Source organism: Chitinophaga hostae, assembly GCF_018224885.1.
Classification (GTDB): Bacteria; Bacteroidota; Bacteroidia; order Chitinophagales; family Chitinophagaceae; genus Chitinophaga; species Chitinophaga hostae.
Window position 1 is genome coordinate 176,497 of sequence record NZ_JAGTXB010000003.1, and the last position, 18,124, is coordinate 194,620.

At 38.0% G+C, this 18,124-nt stretch carries 17 protein-coding genes; 8 read left to right on the plus strand and 9 right to left on the minus strand.

What is annotated here, in order from left to right:
* Positions 1 to 11: 11 nt before the first annotated feature.
* From KE626_RS07855 to KE626_RS07865, 3 genes are all read right to left on the minus strand, one after another.
* The gene (locus tag KE626_RS07855) at positions 12 to 3,113 is read right to left on the minus strand and encodes a SusC/RagA family TonB-linked outer membrane protein (protein ID WP_211972324.1); all 3,102 of its coding nucleotides are present in this window, start codon (positions 3,111 to 3,113) and stop codon (positions 12 to 14) included.
* Positions 3,114 to 3,252: 139 nt separating this feature from the next.
* A complete protein-coding gene (locus tag KE626_RS07860; protein ID WP_211972325.1) occupies positions 3,253 to 4,098 on the minus strand; it encodes a FecR family protein in 846 nt (281 codons plus the stop codon).
* Positions 4,099 to 4,216: 118 nt separating this feature from the next.
* On the minus strand, positions 4,217 to 4,744 hold the full coding sequence (locus tag KE626_RS07865; RefSeq protein ID WP_211972326.1) for an RNA polymerase sigma factor: 528 nt from the start codon (positions 4,742 to 4,744) through the stop codon (positions 4,217 to 4,219).
* A gap of 642 nt (positions 4,745 to 5,386) precedes the next feature.
* Between KE626_RS07865 and KE626_RS07870 the strand changes: the two genes are divergently transcribed.
* The 8 genes from KE626_RS07870 to KE626_RS07905 all read left to right on the plus strand — a co-directional run bounded on the left by KE626_RS07870 (position 5,387) and on the right by KE626_RS07905 (position 10,891).
* Positions 5,387 to 5,782 (plus strand): single-stranded DNA-binding protein, encoded by a 396-nt coding sequence (locus tag KE626_RS07870; protein ID WP_211972327.1) that lies wholly within the window; start codon positions 5,387 to 5,389, stop codon positions 5,780 to 5,782.
* Positions 5,783 to 5,816: 34 nt separating this feature from the next.
* Positions 5,817 to 6,281 carry a hypothetical protein gene (locus KE626_RS07875; protein WP_211972328.1) on the plus strand — a complete coding sequence of 155 codons (465 nt, stop codon included), beginning with the start codon at positions 5,817 to 5,819 and terminating at the stop codon, positions 6,279 to 6,281.
* A 74-nt stretch (positions 6,282 to 6,355) separates the two neighbouring features.
* A complete protein-coding gene (locus KE626_RS07880; protein ID WP_211972329.1) occupies positions 6,356 to 6,892 on the plus strand; it encodes an antirestriction protein ArdA in 537 nt (178 codons plus the stop codon).
* Between the two features lie 488 nt (positions 6,893 to 7,380).
* Positions 7,381 to 7,938, plus strand: coding sequence for a prtrc system protein e (locus tag KE626_RS07885; protein ID WP_211972330.1), 558 nt, complete (start codon positions 7,381 to 7,383; stop codon positions 7,936 to 7,938).
* 26 nt (positions 7,939 to 7,964) lie between these two features.
* Complete coding sequence (locus tag KE626_RS07890) at positions 7,965 to 8,183, plus strand: PRTRC system protein C (RefSeq protein ID WP_211972331.1); 219 nt, start codon at positions 7,965 to 7,967, stop codon at positions 8,181 to 8,183.
* 19 nt (positions 8,184 to 8,202) lie between these two features.
* Complete coding sequence (locus KE626_RS07895; protein ID WP_211972332.1) at positions 8,203 to 9,375, plus strand: hypothetical protein; 1,173 nt, start codon at positions 8,203 to 8,205, stop codon at positions 9,373 to 9,375.
* Positions 9,372 to 10,091 carry a PRTRC system protein B gene (locus KE626_RS07900; protein ID WP_211972333.1) on the plus strand — a complete coding sequence of 240 codons (720 nt, stop codon included), beginning with the start codon at positions 9,372 to 9,374 and terminating at the stop codon, positions 10,089 to 10,091. Before KE626_RS07895 ends, KE626_RS07900 begins: the two co-directional genes overlap by 4 nt.
* A complete protein-coding gene (locus tag KE626_RS07905; protein ID WP_211972334.1) occupies positions 10,088 to 10,891 on the plus strand; it encodes a PRTRC system ThiF family protein in 804 nt (267 codons plus the stop codon). The genes KE626_RS07900 and KE626_RS07905 overlap by 4 nt, the downstream gene beginning before the upstream one ends.
* 324 nt (positions 10,892 to 11,215) lie before the next feature.
* Here KE626_RS07905 and KE626_RS07910 read toward each other — a convergent pair whose 3' ends face one another.
* From KE626_RS07910 to KE626_RS07935, 6 genes are all read right to left on the minus strand, one after another.
* Positions 11,216 to 11,455: a hypothetical protein gene (locus tag KE626_RS07910; protein ID WP_211972335.1), complete on the minus strand. Its 240-nt coding sequence runs from the start codon at positions 11,453 to 11,455 to the stop codon at positions 11,216 to 11,218.
* Between the two features lie 249 nt (positions 11,456 to 11,704).
* The gene (locus KE626_RS07915; RefSeq protein WP_211972336.1) at positions 11,705 to 12,538 is read right to left on the minus strand and encodes a hypothetical protein; all 834 of its coding nucleotides are present in this window, start codon (positions 12,536 to 12,538) and stop codon (positions 11,705 to 11,707) included.
* Positions 12,539 to 12,545: 7 nt separating this feature from the next.
* Entirely contained in the window at positions 12,546 to 13,097 is a 552-nt protein-coding gene (locus KE626_RS07920; RefSeq protein WP_211972337.1) for a hypothetical protein, read from the minus strand.
* 165 nt (positions 13,098 to 13,262) lie between these two features.
* The gene (locus KE626_RS07925; protein ID WP_211972338.1) at positions 13,263 to 13,817 is read right to left on the minus strand and encodes a hypothetical protein; all 555 of its coding nucleotides are present in this window, start codon (positions 13,815 to 13,817) and stop codon (positions 13,263 to 13,265) included.
* Between the two features lie 152 nt (positions 13,818 to 13,969).
* The gene (locus tag KE626_RS07930; protein WP_211972339.1) at positions 13,970 to 14,461 is read right to left on the minus strand and encodes a hypothetical protein; all 492 of its coding nucleotides are present in this window, start codon (positions 14,459 to 14,461) and stop codon (positions 13,970 to 13,972) included.
* Between the two features lie 82 nt (positions 14,462 to 14,543).
* Entirely contained in the window at positions 14,544 to 18,122 is a 3,579-nt protein-coding gene (locus tag KE626_RS07935; RefSeq protein WP_211972340.1) for a DUF6443 domain-containing protein, read from the minus strand.
* Between the last annotated feature and the right edge of the window lie 2 nt (positions 18,123 to 18,124).

Here is an 18,124-nt window from a genome sequence, read left to right on the forward strand (position 1 = left end):
AGGTTGAATTTTTAAAGGTTAAATTGTAGTCCAAAAGAAAACGTTCTTAACGGCGGAAGAAATCCCATAAATAGAAACTCCGGATCAATACCAAAGTACCGGGTCAAGGTAACAAGGTTTTGTCCCTGAAAATAGATTTTCACATCTTTAAATACACTGTGCTGTAAAGGAATGCGGTATCCCAGCTGCACATTTTTAAGTCGGATAAAAGAAGCATCTGAAATCGCGGCATCACTGTTTTGGAAAAGAATATGGGAGGAACTGCTGCCGGAATGATACGGCATATAAAAGCCGTTAGGGTTTTCAGACGACCATACATTCATGACTTCTACCGGCTGGTTATTCATACTTCCGGGGACAGGCATGATATAATTGTAATTCCTGTTTCTTTGCTTTACAAACTGCACCAAAAAGGACAAGTCCCAATTCTTATACTTGAGTGTATTGCTCCACCCGCCGAAATATCTTACCCCGACATTTTCAATAACCTGGCTGTCATCAGGGGACGAAATTTTTCCATCGCCATTAAAATCAGTGAACTGATATTGCCCGGTCTTAGGGTCAATGCCTTCTAAATGATACACTTTAACAATGGAGGTAGGCTGTCCAATGACGTATTGGTTCGCATAAGTCGATCCTTCCAATCCGGGAAAAGAAATCAGCTTATTTCTGGGAAAACTGATATTAAATCCCGTTTCCCATTGTAAAGAGCCTGATGATAGAGGACGGGCACTGGCTTCAAACTCCAATCCTGTATTTTCAACGGTGGCATCGAGATTTGCCAGCACGCTTCCAAAGCCTGTTACTGCAGGTAGCTGATACCCCACCAACTGATTGGAAGAACGGTTTCTATACCAGGCGGCTGTAACATTCAATTTATTACCAAGGAGGCCAAGTTCCAAAGCCATTTCAAGTTTTCGGGTCTTCTCCCAGCTATAATCGGGATTATACAAACGGGAGGACAAAAGGCCGGTGGTCCCGTTGTAAACGGAGGAAGGAGAGACAATGTAAGTATCCAGGTACCCATAATCCCCAATATTATCACTTCCAGCTGTTCCAAAGCTTCCTCGAAGTTTCCCAAAGCTCAACCACTTTGCCTCGGATAGAAATGGCTCTTTGGAAAATAACCAGGCAGCTCCCACAGCTCCAAAATTGGCAAAGCGTTTGTTAGGTCCAAAACGGCTGCTTCCGTCCCGTCTTCCGGTGATATTGAGAATATATTTGTTTTTATATTGGTAATTCAATCTTCCAAATATCGCTGCATAGCGGTACTCACTCTGTAATTGATCAGAGATGATTTTGGTTTGTGCCGCTCCAATATTTTGAATAAAGGCATTGCTTTCAAACCCAATTCCTGTCATCGAAGCCTGCTTACTATCTTCACTTTGCAAAGTCGCACCGATAAGAACATCCAGTTCGTGGCTCTCTTTCTTATACACCCAATTCAACTGGGGTTCCAAAATAAAGGAAATCCGGTCCTGATTACTTTGAGAAGCTTTAGAGGTAGCACTGGACTGCCCTAATGCAAATGAAGGATTGTACATCGTATTAGGCTGAAGGGCAGTTTCGTTAAACGTTTGGTAATTAATTCCTCCATTAAGCTTAATACGGAGCCTCGGAATGACTTCATAAGCCGCATTAACGTTAATAAGCACTTGCTTACTTTCATTACCATACGTGCTATTGAATAGAGCGACCGGATTCGTAAAAGTATTATGCTCCCAGTTCACACTTCCATCTGCATTATATAACTCAGGAGCATTGGGAGGCAGAAAGTAAGCCTGACGTGTCATATCGGTCCTTAATACATTATTCTTCTGTACTGAAAAGAGATTGGACACACTGAGCTGAAAGCGCTTGTCTTCTGACTGATGGCTGATACTTGTAGAAATTGTATTGCTTTTGTACTTAAAGTCTTTCATAAATGCAGTGGTCTGCTCATTATGTCCAAGACTCAGCAAAAAGGTTGTAGTCTTACTGCCACCGCTTAATGAAAGCTGGGAATTAGAGGTAGTGGCAGTATTTCCTATCAGTCGTTTAGGCCAGTCTGTGTATCGATTCTGGTCCCAAGTCCCATTAACATCATATGCTGTCGCAGGATAATTGGTAATTCCGTCGTTGGCAAAAGCCTTTTTACGCATATCAAGGTACTGCTGGGTATTCATCATATGCAAATTGGACAGTACATGGCTCAGTGCATAAGACGTATTGAACTGAAGTCCCAGCCTCCCTGATTTTCCTTTCTTGGTAGTAATCAGTACAACTCCATTAGCTCCCCTGGAACCATAAATAGCCGTAGCATCTGCATCCTTCAGGATCTCTATACTTTCTATATCACCAGGATTAATGCTGTTCAAAGGATTGATATTAGCACCAGGCAGTGCCACACCGGAATATAAGGAAGTCATCTTACCGCCAATAGGTATTCCATCAACCACATACAGGGGCTGGTTACCGTCTATATCACTGTTGCTGATGGTACGTAAGCTATTTCTGCCCCTGATCTGGATATCAAAGCCCCCGCCAGGAACTCCTGAACCTTGCGTGATATTGACCCCGGACATGCGTCCCTGTATTGCTGATAACACATTAGTGACCGGCTGATTCTGAATTTCCCTTGCCGTAACTTTTGAAATACTCCCGGTGCGTTCCCGATCTTTTACTTTATAGTACCCGCCGTTCAAAATGATCTCATCAATCTTTTGCGGTTTTTCCCCGGAAAGAGCCAGTTTCTTTTTAAGGGTATCTGATTCTAAAAGGTGAAGATTATCTTCGGACAAACCCGCAGTATTCATACCTTCCTTATACCTGATAATGATAAAAGCTTTATCTCTCGACAATACTTCAAACGGTAAACCATGGAGCATGGTCCTTAAACAAGTGACGGCATCCACATTGACACATTTGACACCTTCTATAGTAAATAGTTTTAAATGCTCTGGAGAAAAGGAATGCTCCAGCCTATTCTTTTTGAAAAATTCTTCAACGGCCTTGGCTGCCGTTGTTTTCCCGGTCTCGAAATTAATTTTCTTTCCGGAAATGCCCTCCTGGGCATTTAATACAGCATTGCTAAGAATTAACAGCAATCCTGCTAAGCAAATAACATTTTTCATATTTTTGCATGGTTAAAAATTAGTATTCTTCTGATAATTATTAATTTTTTTCTGGCCGGTACTCGCAATACCGGCCTTTATATTTTATCTGAACCATCAGTTCCCTGTGATGAAAGCAAAACCCAGTAGCTGCCAGATCTTACTTTTCCAGTTGATATCCTGTATCATATTTTTTAAATGTTAAGCCTGTCGATAATGCCAGTGCCTGAAGGACCGATTCTCCTGTTCTATTCTCCGAATGCATTGAAACAAGAGTAGCAGAAGCTTCTGCTGGATATTCCACCCTTATACCATACGTTTTTTCTATAACCAAGAGGACCTCATCCAAGCGGGCACCATCAAATTGCAGATTGATATGCTGTATATTATCCTTGGAGGTTTTTTCCGTGCCTGCCACTGTTGAGATGCCTGTAACCACAGCTACTTTACGGCTTCCATAATTATCAAATGCTTCATGGGGAGACAATTCATATACCCTGTCCTTATGTTCATTTTCAGAGACAGCCACTTTTCCTTTATACAATTCCACCCTGAAAGTATTTTTCTCCTGCATCATTTTAAAGACCGTTCCAAGAACTTTAGCCTGATAGTTATTTCCATACACAATAAAAGGGTGCGCCCCGGATCTTGTCACCCGGAATACCGCATTGCCTTCCAAATAAACTTCTCTCGTATCGGCAGGAAATGACCTCTCCACCGTTAGTTTTCCACCAGATAAAAGTTTTACTTTCGAGCCGTCTTTTAAGACAAGCTCTATGTCTCTGTCTTCTGCCATAAATACCTCCGGCCTCGTCATCCGATGATATCCCCAAAAACCTATAACCATAAGTACAATGATCATAGTAGTAACACCCAGCTTTTGCTTTTTCTTCTTTTTCTCTTGTCGGTCAATACCCACTGAAATATTCTCCCACAGTGTCTTTGACTCTTCCGGGGTTAATTCTTGCCCTTTTTTTTCTTGATCGTTAATCTCGTTGTTTTTCATAGAATGTATTCATTTAGGTCCTCTATGAATATATAGTCCGGAAGTCAAAAAAAAACACCCCAAGAAGGAGTGTCTTTAATACATATTAACATTATTTAATACTATTTAACATCAATAGCTAATTTTTAAAACCCAATTTTTCCCGCAGAAACCTAAACGTTTTATCAATTTGATTGCCAATCGCAGAGGGAGACATATTCATTTCCATGGCAATTTCCTTTCGGGTTCTTCCTTCTATTTTGTTCATCAGGAAAATATGCTTCCTTTTCTCGGGAACCAGATCAAGAGTACAATAAATTGCTTCCAGGCGACGCTCCTTTTCCAGCAGGATTTCCAGCTCTTCTTCTGAATAATCGCAAATCTCAACCTGCAATTCTTCAAGGGAAACAGACCCTCCCAATACACCGGAATGATATTCTTTATAAAAATGATAGATTTCCTGCCTGCAGGTACGGAAGATAATGGCATCAGCAACATTTTTTTTCAGCTGCTTCCGGTACTTCCATAGATGAATAAAAACATTTTGTACAATATCCAATGCATCATTTCTTTTTCCTACTTTTTTAAAAACGTGGGAGAATATAAACTGGCTGTACTTTTCAAATACTTCCTTCTGGAAGTCCCTGTATTTCTTTAAAACAAACATCTTATTCGGGGATCATTCTATTCATTGCAATGAGTCAGAGATTTTACATAGACAGGGAATGAAGTGTCTTCCAGCTGTCTTCACTTTTGTGTTGAAAAATTCAGATCACAAAATATAAACATTACTGAAACAAATATAGGAATTATTTAATAACAAGTGATTTATATCACAAAATATCAAACCATATCAACGAAACAACTGGTTTTTCTACATCTATAATTCACCTGATCACTACTATCAAATAGTACTCCCGAAAATATATTACTCCATATTCCTTCCGTTTTTGTTTTCTCCACGCACTTTCTATTCCCTCACGCCTGGCACCATTGATCCCAATGAAAACATTACTCCATACAGAGACAATTTACACAGGTAATACTTTCCAAAGAAACCGGATAAAAGGCAGCTAAGGTAAGACGTACACCTCACGCACACGCCTGCCAAAAGACTACGGCATAAACGGTTTCCCCCCATAAATGGGTCCCCCCAATTATTCCGTTTCCTTTTGGCTTTTCCCTTTGTTCGTCTTCCATATCTGCTTTCTTTTTTCCGGTTTTTCTTTTGGAAAGTATCACGAAAAAACGAAGCAAACAGGGAAAAAGAGGACAAAAAAAGATTCTCTAACACTAAAAGAACAAAGTCATGAACATCATCGGAAGACTAACAGCAGATGCACAGGTACGCACAACGACAGCCAACAAAGAGGTAGTTAGCTTCTCCCTGGCAGTGAACGACAGCTACAGGAACAAGCAAGGCGAACGCATTAACCAGCCCACCTATTTCGATTGCTCCTACTGGCTCAGCACAGGGGTAGCTAAATTTCTTGCGAAAGGAACACTCGTAGAACTCACCGGAAGGGTATCTGTCAACGCATGGACAGGGAAAGACGGGAAAGCCCATGCAGGGCTGAATTTCCATACCTCGCAAATTAAGCTATATGGAGGTAGCGGAAAAAACAGCAATGCACAAGAAAAGCCTGAACCGCAGAAAAACAAAAAAACAGATAAGGAAAACGGAACAGGCGACCTCCCTTTCTGACCATCTACAATCAATCAATTCAAAATTTAGCAAAATGAAAACATTCAAGTTCACAATACAGAACCTTCTCTCTCGTAAGGGAGATAAGATAAGCGCCCCCATGTCCCCGATGCTTTTTGCCAAGGAGATGGCGAGCCAGAGAAAGGAAAAATTTAACCGATTGGCCAGAGTTTGGTTTGAGGATGAAACAATCCACCAAGTACAGGAAGATGGTGGCTATACCGGCTATGATACCTTAATCATTGCCAGCCAGTTCGCCAATGATTTGAGCCTTACCCTTTGGGTAGATGAAGGAACACAAGGTATTCCCGTAGCACTCGCTTTTCAATCGGATAAGGAAGTAATTATTACACCAGCCTATAGCGAAGCTAAGTACGCCCGTAAGCTATCCGTAAGCGAAATAGAGGAAATCTTCACCTACGTCTTTGATAATCCTTCAGCCCTCGACATCCAAAACGAAACAGATCATTCAACAGGCGAAACAAAAGACAGCCTGTAATCCTATCCGGGCAGTCCTCACGACAGGATTGCCCATGTTCTAAACTTTAAACAATCATTTTAAAATTCAATATCATGACACAGGAAATAGATATAACAGAAGCAAGTGTATATGTGGGAACATATCACAAGTACAATAATGGCTCATTATATGGAAAATGGCTGAAACTGGGGGACTATGCTGATAAAGACGACTTCTATGATGCCTGTAATGAATTACACAAGGACGAGGATGAGCCGGAAATGATGTTTCAGGATTATGAAAATATTCCTGAAGGCTTGATAAAGGAATATTGGATAAGCGAAAAGGTTTTTGAAATCATTGAAGCTTTTGCCAATATGGATGAGAGTCAGAAAGACCCATTTTTAATTTGGTGTACCAATAAACATTATCAGCTCTTAAAGGAAGACATTAACGACCTTATTTCTTCCTTTCAGGATGATTACATAGGAGAATATGATAGCGAAGAAGATTTTGCTTTGGAACTCATTGAACTGAGAGATGATCTCAATGAGTTTGCAAAACGATACTTCGATTATAAGGCATACGCCAATGATATATTTTGTTCTGACTATTGGTATGATAACGGCTTTGTATTCTATAATTCATAAAAATTAACTACTGGTGACTATCTATACAGGCAGTCGTCCTTTAAACAAACAATAATGAAAACACAATATAACTTTCAAATAAAGCAAGAGAATGACCAAAGGGAATGGGAACAGATAGAATTTTTTCCAAAAAGATACCATAGCAGATCAACTGCGGTACGATATGTAAGAACACTGTCTATACAATTCAAATCAATAATTCGCCTAACAGAAGGCAAAGACCCTTTTTCAGTTAGCGGAACATACATCAAGGAAAGTGATAACCCCATCAATTAAAAGGATGAAAATAAGAGATCTATACGGCTGTACAATAGAGGTTACTAATCTCAATAAAGCAATAAGACAAACCCAACTATTCAAGGAATACAGGCATGAGGACAAAAGTTTCTCAGACTTTGATAAAAGACAAAATGCCTATTGGACAGACCTATACAATAAGCTGGTGGAAATCCATAGGCAATTAAAAAACACTTCTAAATAAAAAGATCATGAACGCAAATTTTTTCGGGCAGATTGCCCAACTCAATATCACTGGAAATTTACTCCTTACCATAGCCCCAACAGAGGGAAACAGCTTTATTGTGTCCGTAATGCTACAAAATGAAACATGCACGGATAAAGCAAAAGACATAATACCACCATTTACCCTCAGAGGTACTGCGGAGGAACTGGATATGGGATTTATTGAAAGGATCACACGTCCAATGCAAACCGTCTCCGGCTTACTCGATAACATGGAATCTTTTATGAAACAGTTAGAAGAAGCTCGCTTACGGTCCTCAATGGAAAAGGAAAAAACCGATAAAGAAAAACTGGAAAAAGAAGCAAGAGAGAAAAAATACCACAATGCGATGTTGAAAGCAGACACCTTTGAAAAAGGCCAGAGGTATAAAGATGCATGGACGGCATTGCCCAAAACGGCTGATTATCCTGAATACGCAGAAATCATAAGGAAACGGCAGGATGACTTTGCCCGTCATTTTGCCCCCGACCTTTTTAACGCCGAGCAAACTCCGCAAGAAATAGAACCGGAGATTCAAGAATAACTATTTAACATTAAAAATGAAAAATCATGTTACTAGCAACACAATTAGAGAGAGTATTTCTCTTTACCGACAAAGGACAGGAAATCAAACTTACCGACCCTGAGCCAAAATGGAACGTACAGGCAGTACTTAATTTCTATTCAGGCACATACCCCATCCTGACCACTGCCAAAATATCTGCACCCGTGATCAAAGATGATACAGTACAGTACCGCTTCGAGAGCGCGATCGGTACAAAAGGTTAACCCATTAAATCGTAAAACAATGACTTATGCAACCACATATAATATCAGGGACTATAAAGCTTCCCGAAGACCCAAAGCAACAAAAGCTCCACAGTCAGCTGATGGAGTTCGCAAGCTGGATGAAAAAACCCAAGGATGCCAGCGAAGTGAAAAAAGACAGGCGACAGCCTGTCCCGGTTACAATGCTTCCTTTAGTTTTCTGAGAACAGCATTCTTGCCGAAACTGAAAGAAGATGAAGAGGTACAGGTTTGCAAAAAAGCAGAAAAAATGGAAAGGGATTTTTTTTCATCCTTTTCCTATCTCACCGATCACTATGATCTGAAACCCCTACAAACCCGTTCATTTGGCTATCCATATAATATGGCTCTCTCCTTATGGGACACTCAAAAGCAACTCAACGAAAAATATGAGGATTGCCAGGACATTAGGCTGATACAGGACAGTAAGAATATATATATATCCTGTACAGAGCGTTATAATACAAATGGAAGCCTTTATTATATCCCGATTATACCAATCCATCGAATGTTTGAAGAACCACAGCGCGAAAATACAGCCCTTTTACTTCTATCTGTGTTTTCTTACCTCTATAATATTGCAGATATTCCCTACTACCGTGATGAAAACAGTTACTTATACTGGCAGTATCAAATGCTCCAAGATTGGTTAATTGAAAGTGAGTATGAAGAAGAAGAACAGAAAGATTGTATAGCCGAATTTACGCAGGCAGAGCAGATAGGCGACTATATGGAACAAATGATTTCCAACCATATCCATTTAGATTTATTTAAAACACGTTTAGATTCTTTTGAAATCAAAGACTCTTTTGATAAAGACTGCCAGCGATTAGCCTGTGAAGCCTATACAATTTATGAAAAATACCCAGATAATACCATTTTCCAAAATGCCCAACCTAATAGCGAAACAGACGGGTATGATTGGGACAATACAATTTCAATGGACAGGTATATTTCCTTTTGTGCCAATGATCACGGATGGCTGAGTGAAACTCTTGAACAAACCGTTAATAACGAATTGCAGGAATATGGACAGATTGAAGAACCTACTATTTTCAAACATTTTAACAGCAAGAGATTGGCACCGCTTAACCTTGATTTTGAAAATCGTCTATTTCCACTGTTAGATGATCTCTGTTACGTTTTATATCACTATAAACCCTTAACGAAATGAAAGAACTATATGATATTACCCCCGAATTAGGTCAGCTATACTTTCCTAAATCAGCACTGATTTTCTATCAGACAGAAGAAAAGACACCGGATGCCTATGTAGAGTATTTTGACATGGATCATACCGGAATGCCTATTAATGCTCATCCACTGACTGTAAGGGAAGCTAAAGCATTGACTAAAGCGTTGTCCATTACTGATGAAAAAGTCAACTGTTTGCAATCTCATGGTATTATGGACAGTCATATTCTGCATGTTGCCCCTCTAAATGGTAAGGCAATATGGTTTACAAAGTCAACGCAAAGGAAATTTTGCTTTACTGAAAACCTTAACCTGCCTAACGGAAAGGCATTTGTGCCACCTCTATTGTGGATAGCAAATAGGCAGAGCCTAACGCTGTTTGCACTGGCCAGCAACCATAGACCCACTGAAAAGACCATGCTTTATCATGCTCCGTTCTTCAACATTTATGAAGATGGAAAAGTATGTATGGGAACCGTTGATGTGCGGATAGAGAAAACGGCCTCACTGGAAGATTTTATCAGAACTTGGGAAGATCATTTCTTTAATAGCTATTTCAGCCATCTGATGGCAGGACACAACCCTATTAACGGGAACTGTGTGAGCCTTTGGGGTAATCTCATTGCCACAGGAGAAAGATTCCCAATAGAAGTACTCAAAAAAAGCAACACAACCTTTAAAGATCTATTAAAATGAATACTGAAAAACCCAAAATGCATTTTACAGATAAAGAGCTTCTCAATCCTACCAATCCGATTACTGTAAACCTGATCGGCGCGGGTGGTACAGGTTCAAAAGTCCTTACCTGTCTATTGGAAATGAACCACAGCCTCATTGAATTGGGACATCCGGGGCTGTCTGTCCGCCTTTGGGATAGTGACACAATAAGTGATGCCAATATAGGCAGACAGAGGTTTGCCCAGTGTGAAACAGGATTGTATAAATCCGTTGCGCTCATTAACCGCGCCAACCGATGGGCTGGCACTAACTGGAAGGCTGAAATTATAAAATTTGGAAAGGACAATTTTGGAAAGTTACCCACCCATGCAAAAGCAACATTGTATATCTGCTGTGTTGATACGGTAAAAGCACGGTTTGAGATTACCGACATCCTCAAAGAACTTGGGGATTACAGAAACTATGGAGGTCATCCAACATATCTCCTTGATTATGGGAACAGCCAATTTACGGGACAGGTGATCCTTTCAACCATTGGAGAAATCAGACAACCCAAATCCGAAAAATTTGAAACGGTTGCCAATCTACCTTTTATGACAGACGAATATGGTGATCTCTTACAACAATCTGAAATATCAGACGATACCCCAAGCTGTTCTCTTGCCGAAGCTCTTGGAAAGCAAGACCTGTATATTAATTCAGCATTGGCTCAAATGGGCTGTTCCTTGCTGTGGGGGTTATTTCGCAACGGAATGACCCCATATAGGGGATTCTTTCTCAATTTGAAAGATTTCCGCTCTGTACCCATTCCCGTCTGATGTCAAAATCGGCGGCAAAAATGCCATCCCTTCCGAAGTGGAGGGACCGCATTTTTGCACTCAAAATGGCGTAGCCCGTCAGGTAGAACCCTATCCTCTCCACAAACCTACTTCACGTTATACCTGACCGGCTACAGCATATTTGAACGGAACTCTCTTGAGTTCCGAAATTGTAATCCAAATGGAATATTAATAGAAATTCATCTACTTAATGTCAGCCCTGTCATTGTACAATTTATAAAAGCACCACAATTACAGGCTTTTTTTGATTTGGGAAATTCCAAAGATAAAAATCGAGACTATTTCACTTTATTTAACTCAAGTTTAATCTTGCCATTCTTTTTCAAATTCATCCTTTGTTATAAAATCAGAACTCTCTAAATCAAGTTCTTCAATAGTTTGATCATATAACATTGATTCTCCATTCTGAGAGTTTTCTAATGTTAAAAATACTTTCCCGCGAGAACTAAGTTCAATTTGCCTGATAGCTTGCTTATTTTGGAACTGTATATAAAACCATATATTTTCTTCCTTCCAATACTTTTTTACAAATAATTCCTGCATAATTTCCTATACTTAAGGTTTAAAAGTTCACACATTACTTAAAATTTTGCATTTGAAAGCAAGAGGAAACCTTGGGTATCTCTTGTCATTTATTTCCTATGCATCACTAATTGCATAATTAAATAGAAGCTTTGTCAACTCGTCATTTGATAATAATCAATTTTGGTCGTTTTTTGATTCTTTTATTGAGTGTAAAATTCAAAGTGTTTTAGATTCATACATTCACTTGTTTTGGGGTGAATAACCTAATTACTTCGTTAATTTAACTTTGGGCAGGTTTAAAATTTCCATTTTAAATTCATTATTTAAAATTGGCAATAATTCTCCGTATTCAAAGACTCTCATAGGTAAAACTTGAAGATGTTCCACCGGCCACCAAGATCTTTCTGCATAGCGAATTAAAGTTTTCCATGCCAACTCTAGTCTACCTGAAATCACATAAAGTCTCGCTATATCTACATGAATATTCTCAATCTTAATTTTATCCGCATACTTTTCATAACATTCAAAAACATCAGAAGTTGCGCAATCAGTGATCATAAACTGCAAAATATATTCAATTCCCTCTATGCTATCTGGGTCTAGTTTAGGTCGATACTTTCTCAACTGATCTTCAAACTCTCTTTTAGCTTTCCCCTCAGTTATTAAATTAATTGGAGGTTGATCAATGTATAATTTTTTATATCCTTTTAGTTTTAAAATATGCTGTTCAGTCAAATATCTATACTGGCTTACTAAATGTTCAGGCAAATCTAATTGTTCTTTTACCTCTAAAAAAAAATTATAAAATTTAATTGCTCTTTCTACCTGATCACTTTCAATAGCTGCATAAGTATAGGCATAAAAATGTTCGGTAAGTATATTTCCGGCATACCACTTATCATTATGTAAAAGAGATCGCTCGTCATAATCCATTGCAGAATTATAATCACTTTGATAATAGAATATCTCAGCCAAAACAATACCCTTTTGTGCATCGAAGCCTTCTATGCTATCTAGATTAGTAATACAATTTTCTACTACTCCGTTTCTGATCTCGTCAAAAAAAACTCTTAGTTTTTTTGGAAGTTTTTCAATAGACATATTTACTTCAATTTTCTTTATATTGTTTCAACACTTTTGTTTCCATATTTTCACTTGGCCAGATTTCTATATGGTAATAGTCGTTATCGTTATCATGGGCAAGATCTACCTCTTGAACACTTGTAAAATTAGATGAATACACTCGTACACGATAACTACCAGGCACCACTTTTATAGTGGCCTCTGTCAAACTATTGGGACTATTTAAGATTTGTAATTCCCCAGAAGTAATTTTAAGCCCACCTTCTACAACATGGTCATATTTGCTAAAGTCCATATCAGTATTTGGCTTGTCTAATACTTGAATATCTCCCTTGACATTACCATAACTTTGTGTAAATACTATCAACGCACTATCTTCAGACGACAAACGTTTATTCATATCATTTTTAAAGGAATTAAAGTCTTTTTTTGTAATAAAATTCTTGCCAACAGAACTTAAATAGAATTGATTAAATTGAGTATAAAATTTAAAATTTTGACTTTTTTGATCCTTACTAGGGTTTGGTGAACATGCAAACATAATGCTTGCCATTAATAAGATTGAAATTTTTTTCATTTTTATATTTTTAACTTAAATATTAATTCTAAGATACAACCTAAACATGCTCCACATTATGGAGATATACGTACTTATTACAGAAGGGTAAGTTATATTAGAAGATTAAAATTAACATTACTACATTAAAAAATTAGAGTGCTTATCAGCACTCTAATTCCAAATTTATAAGGGATTATTGTATTGTTTCAATACTTTTCTTTCCATGTCGTGACTCGGCCAAATTTCTATTCGATAATAATCATTATCAGTATCATTCGCTAAATCAGTTTCTTCAACACTCGCAAAATTTGAAGAATAGATTCTTACTCGATAATCTCCGGGTTTAACTTTTATAGATAATTCAACATCACTTCCTGGCCAACTTAGTATTTCTAAATTACCAGAGGACGATTTAATACCACCTTCAACGATGTGATCATACTTAGTGAAATCAATATTTTGAACAGGACCATTTTCTAAAACTTCAATCTTCCCTTTTACATTACTATAACTTTGGGTAAAGATCACAAGAGCATTTTTTTCTACCCCAAGCCTAGCAATATACGCCGCTTTATCAGCTTTAATGCTATCTTCTACAAAACTTGCTTTATCACTGGTTATATAAAACTGGTTATATTCAGTATTAAACTTAAAATCTTTTATGCTCATATCTTTTTCTGTTTTAGGTGGGCAACCAAATATGCTCATTACTGCTAATATTATTAATAATTTTTTCATAGTAATTATAATTTTATGGAACAACTGGAGCCATTCTCCAAATTAAATAGGCAGCATATACCACAGCAGCCCCCATTACAACTGGCCGTGAGGTTATAAAGATTTCCCCTTGTTAAAAAATTAGAGTGCTTATCAGCACTCTAATTCGTAGTTTATTGAGGATTATTATATTGCTTTAAAACCTTCCTTTCCATATCATCGCTAGGCCATGCTTCAATACGATAATGATCATTATCAGTATCATTAGGTAAATCATTTTCTTTTACGCTTGCAAGATTGGAAGAATAAACCCTTACTCGATATTTGCCAGGATTAACTTTAATTGATAATTCTAAATGAGCATTAGGACAATCTCTGATCTGTAGTTCTCCTGATGGCAAATTGATTCCCCCCTCTACAATATGATCATATTTGTTGTAATCTAAGTTTATAACTGGTTTATCCAATATTTCGATCTCCCCTTTAATATTACCATAACTTTCAGTACCAACTCCAATTATTCCTTTCTCCAAAGCCAATCGGTTATTAAAAGCTTCGTCACTCCAAAAATTTGCTGACCCAGCATTCCCTTTATTTTCGTCTTTCCCATCTTCAATATAGAATTGATTATATTGAGTTGAAAACTCAAAGTATTTTACCTTCATATTTTTATGTGTGTTAAATGTACATGAGCATAATATGCACAAGATTATTATATATGATATTTTTTTCATAATTATTTATTTTTTATGGAACAGGAACATTCTTCAAAATGTAATATGCACCAAGTACAACTGCTGCTGCAGTTATAACAGGCCACATTTTATATGGAATTGCTGGACGGCTAAAATCTGGATGGCTAACCACCGGTGCAGGAGCAGGAACAAGGCCCTCTAACGCTCGTTGCTTTAAATCTTCTGGATCTCTTCCTTCCGGAACGGGAATTACCATGAATGCATCTCCCGTTTTCAAGCCTCTATATAAAACACTTAAACTACCTCCTTGTGAAGAATTTTCTTTTGATGGAACATATACAACATCAGAATTGACACCCTCAAATGTAGAAGCATATGGATATTCATCTCTTTGAAAAATTGGATATTTTGAAGGTAATCCACTATTTTTTATATTAGCTTTACTCCTATCATCTCTCGCTTTTTTATCAGAATCATAATGTAGAATCTGTGGTTTGCCTTTTATAAACGAATTCAAAGTATGTCTATATATATTAGGAGTTAGTGCCTGAGGGACAAAATGAAATCCTTTTAAATTAATACCTCCAGTAGTTGCAATCTGATTTTGAATGAAGTTTAAAACCAATAGTGCATAATTCCCAGTAAAACCGACACCATTTCCTCCGTATAAAGAAGAGATACTGGAAGTTTCTGTTATATACCCAAATCCTCCAAAATCAGCAGAGGTACCACCGCTTCCATTAGGAACTTTCTGATGAGGATTAAAGCTACCACCCGCCATTTGCCACATATATGAACCTGGCACCAAATGGTTCTCCATTCCTTCGTAAGGAGCAGGTACGGCTTTTCTACCATCAGGATCAATAAAGCTTACTGGATTATTAAGTGCGTAGTTGTAAGGGTTAAATCTTCTTGAAGTCTCAGCCAACGGATCAATGACTCCCCATCTTCCGATATCAGCCATGTACATCCTTGCTCCATAGTCATTCCAACCGGTTTCTTTTTGCAGCTCTTTACCGTTATACTTGTAATTGTAGGATGGGTTTCCTCCTATAGTATTATATCCTGCGTGTTTTAACCCAAAAGGATAATAGTCGTTCTCTTCAAGAGCTTCTGCGCTGCCACTAGTATTTTTAAAATAGCTGAGGCGTATATTTCCCAAGTGGTCTGTATAGTTGTAAATATACTTATTATTTTCAAAATTATAATAGCCTTCTGAAGTGGGAACAAATTTTAAAACAAGAGGCCCTGTTCCTTTTTTGCTTGTTGTGGTTTCATACTGAAAACCATCGAGGTATTCGGTAGTATTAGATGTAAGCTCTGTCGCAGTACCTAATGGATCGAAAGGAGTATAGTTATATACTTTCTTCACTTTTGTTCCATCAGCACGATACGTATACGCGGTATTTTCATTAATGATTCCTGTACGTGTTTGCAATCCCTTGTCAAATTTGATATAATCTGGAAGATTAAGGAAGTTATAATCTATCTGCAAAATACCTTTATCCCTATGATCTGCAATATTCCCATTATCATCATAAGAAATCATATTTCCAGATAGGTCTGGATATCCGTTGTAGTTAGCAGAAGCATCTGTTACTGAGTTCAATCTGTTCCCTGTGTAACTATAGGTAAGATCATCCATAAGGGAGGCCATTCCTGACATTCCTGTATTTCTCTTGATCGAAGTGATATTGCTTCCGGAATCATATTCCATGATCTCATTGTAAAAGCCGTTTTGAGGCACAGAAGCATTAGGTTCAGAATAAATTCCCTTTTTTAATCTGTTTAAAGCATCATATTGATAGTTGTATTGTCTTAATATATTGTCGGTAGAAGTTTTCCAGGTTACTTCCGTGATGTTCCCATTGTACTTTGCCGGAGAATTGTTTGCATTTTGGGGATTGGTATATTTCAGTTCAAACCCGAACAGTTTTGTTCCCAGCTGTGTAGGATCATTCACTTTAGTAAGTACACCACGAATGTCATAGGTATAATCTATATTTTGCAGATTGTTTCCAACCTTTTTGTTGCTGAGCTGTGAAAGTTCATTGTAGGAATTCTCCACAAGTAACTCCTGTGGCTGGGTGCCAATCTGGTGCCATTGCTTTTTTAGTCTGTTTTTACTGTCATACTCAAAAACCTGGCTGATGATTTTCTCTGTATCAGCAATCACTCTCTTATGATAGACTTTGGTCTGTTTCACTACACCTGCAAAATCATACTCTGTTTCTGTTTTTGTGTATCCTTCAAGGTGATTAATGGAATAAGTACCAATAGCCATACCTTTGGTATTATAATAGGCATAACTTTTAGTCCAGTTATTATCCTCAATATTCTTAACAAGATTAAGAGTGGGGAAACCTTTTGTACTAACAGAAGTGCCTGTTATATCAGTGATCACACTTTGCCCGAATATGCTTACCGGAAAGGCAGGATTAAAACTATAAACAGGATAGGTATCATAATAATTAACACTTAATACAGTTACACTTCCGGTTGGAAAAGCATTTTGTGTATAGAAAACCTGCATCCCATTTGCTGTAAAGGAACTATCACTCCTTGATTCATTATTTTCAGCGTTAATGGTAATGTTATTAACATTATTCTGAAGGACTATCCTTGAATCCGCACTTGGGAAAAACCCGGAATACAGCACTCTTCCCCATTTATCATACTTGACGAACATCCACCCTTTCGCAGAAAAAGAATTGTTCACCGTTCTAAGCTTAGCATCCTGTGTCAAGATAACCCTGTCCTGCTGATCGTATATACTGAATTCCCAACCCTTACCAGGAAGTTTTTTCTCCACTTGCCTTCCCTGGGAATCATAGTGGTACTGATAGCATAGATTATCCAGTACAGAAGTACTAAGCGGTACAGAAACAGATATCCCTGTGGATGCCAGCGGTGGGATCACATATGCAAGGTTTCCAAATTCATCATATAAATAATAAGTATCTATTGTTTTTGTCCCATCATTTTTCCTTACCAAAATAGTTTTACCGGCACCATCTTTAAACTCAGTACTTACGTTACTATCTCCATCCGTTGTAATGCTTTTAGAAAGCGTGTTGGCAGCATAATCCGGGCTGTAGGTCAGTGTATAAGAAGTAGCGTTATTAACCCAGGAAGTGACAACGGATATCTTTTTGACATTATCACCCTGTGCGTTGGCAGATACAGCAAGCTGTAATGGGTGTGATGCCCATGAATTACCTGCCGGAATCACCTGCTTTACCTGTCCGCTGATATCATTCTGAAATATATTCTCAGAATATATTTTCTCAGATCCATATGCTGCACCAGCATTGGCAAGCGGGGTGGAATAAATAGCCCCACCCTGTGACCCGGACTGAGGAACGGGAAGAAAACTTTTTGCCTGTCTATCATAATTATCATATTCTCTATGCTGAACAATGTCCTTTCCGGACGGAGTAGCCCCAATGGAAATCACCTGTTTACTTCGGCCAAACCCATCTACATATTCTACTTCTTCATTCTTTTTGGTACAGGTTGTATCTAGGCATTTTTTGCTGTATATATAATTTTCCGCAGAACTCAGCGTCTGGGCATTTATAAACAATGCCAGCCCTAAGCTTACTATTGATAATATTCTTTTTATAATCATGT

Coding starts and splice junctions, on each gene's coding strand:
- KE626_RS07915 (WP_211972336.1), bottom strand. CDS start 12,538: ATGTCTATTGAAAAACTTCCAAAAAAACTAAGAGTTTTTTTTGACGAG.
- KE626_RS07860 (WP_211972325.1), bottom strand. CDS start 4,098: ATGAAAAACAACGAGATTAACGATCAAGAAAAAAAAGGGCAAGAATTA.
- KE626_RS07890 (WP_211972331.1), top strand. CDS start 7,965: ATGTTACTAGCAACACAATTAGAGAGAGTATTTCTCTTTACCGACAAA.
- KE626_RS07935 (WP_211972340.1), bottom strand. CDS start 18,122: ATGATTATAAAAAGAATATTATCAATAGTAAGCTTAGGGCTGGCATTG.
- KE626_RS07920 (WP_211972337.1), bottom strand. CDS start 13,097: ATGAAAAAAATTTCAATCTTATTAATGGCAAGCATTATGTTTGCATGT.
- KE626_RS07875 (WP_211972328.1), top strand. CDS start 5,817: ATGAAAACATTCAAGTTCACAATACAGAACCTTCTCTCTCGTAAGGGA.
- KE626_RS07900 (WP_211972333.1), top strand. CDS start 9,372: ATGAAAGAACTATATGATATTACCCCCGAATTAGGTCAGCTATACTTT.
- KE626_RS07885 (WP_211972330.1), top strand. CDS start 7,381: ATGAACGCAAATTTTTTCGGGCAGATTGCCCAACTCAATATCACTGGA.
- KE626_RS07855 (WP_211972324.1), bottom strand. CDS start 3,113: ATGAAAAATGTTATTTGCTTAGCAGGATTGCTGTTAATTCTTAGCAAT.
- KE626_RS07880 (WP_211972329.1), top strand. CDS start 6,356: ATGACACAGGAAATAGATATAACAGAAGCAAGTGTATATGTGGGAACA.
- KE626_RS07925 (WP_211972338.1), bottom strand. CDS start 13,817: ATGAAAAAATTATTAATAATATTAGCAGTAATGAGCATATTTGGTTGC.
- KE626_RS07905 (WP_211972334.1), top strand. CDS start 10,088: ATGAATACTGAAAAACCCAAAATGCATTTTACAGATAAAGAGCTTCTC.
- KE626_RS07870 (WP_211972327.1), top strand. CDS start 5,387: ATGAACATCATCGGAAGACTAACAGCAGATGCACAGGTACGCACAACG.
- KE626_RS07865 (WP_211972326.1), bottom strand. CDS start 4,744: ATGTTTGTTTTAAAGAAATACAGGGACTTCCAGAAGGAAGTATTTGAA.
- KE626_RS07910 (WP_211972335.1), bottom strand. CDS start 11,455: ATGCAGGAATTATTTGTAAAAAAGTATTGGAAGGAAGAAAATATATGG.
- KE626_RS07930 (WP_211972339.1), bottom strand. CDS start 14,461: ATGAAGGTAAAATACTTTGAGTTTTCAACTCAATATAATCAATTCTAT.
- KE626_RS07895 (WP_211972332.1), top strand. CDS start 8,203: ATGACTTATGCAACCACATATAATATCAGGGACTATAAAGCTTCCCGA.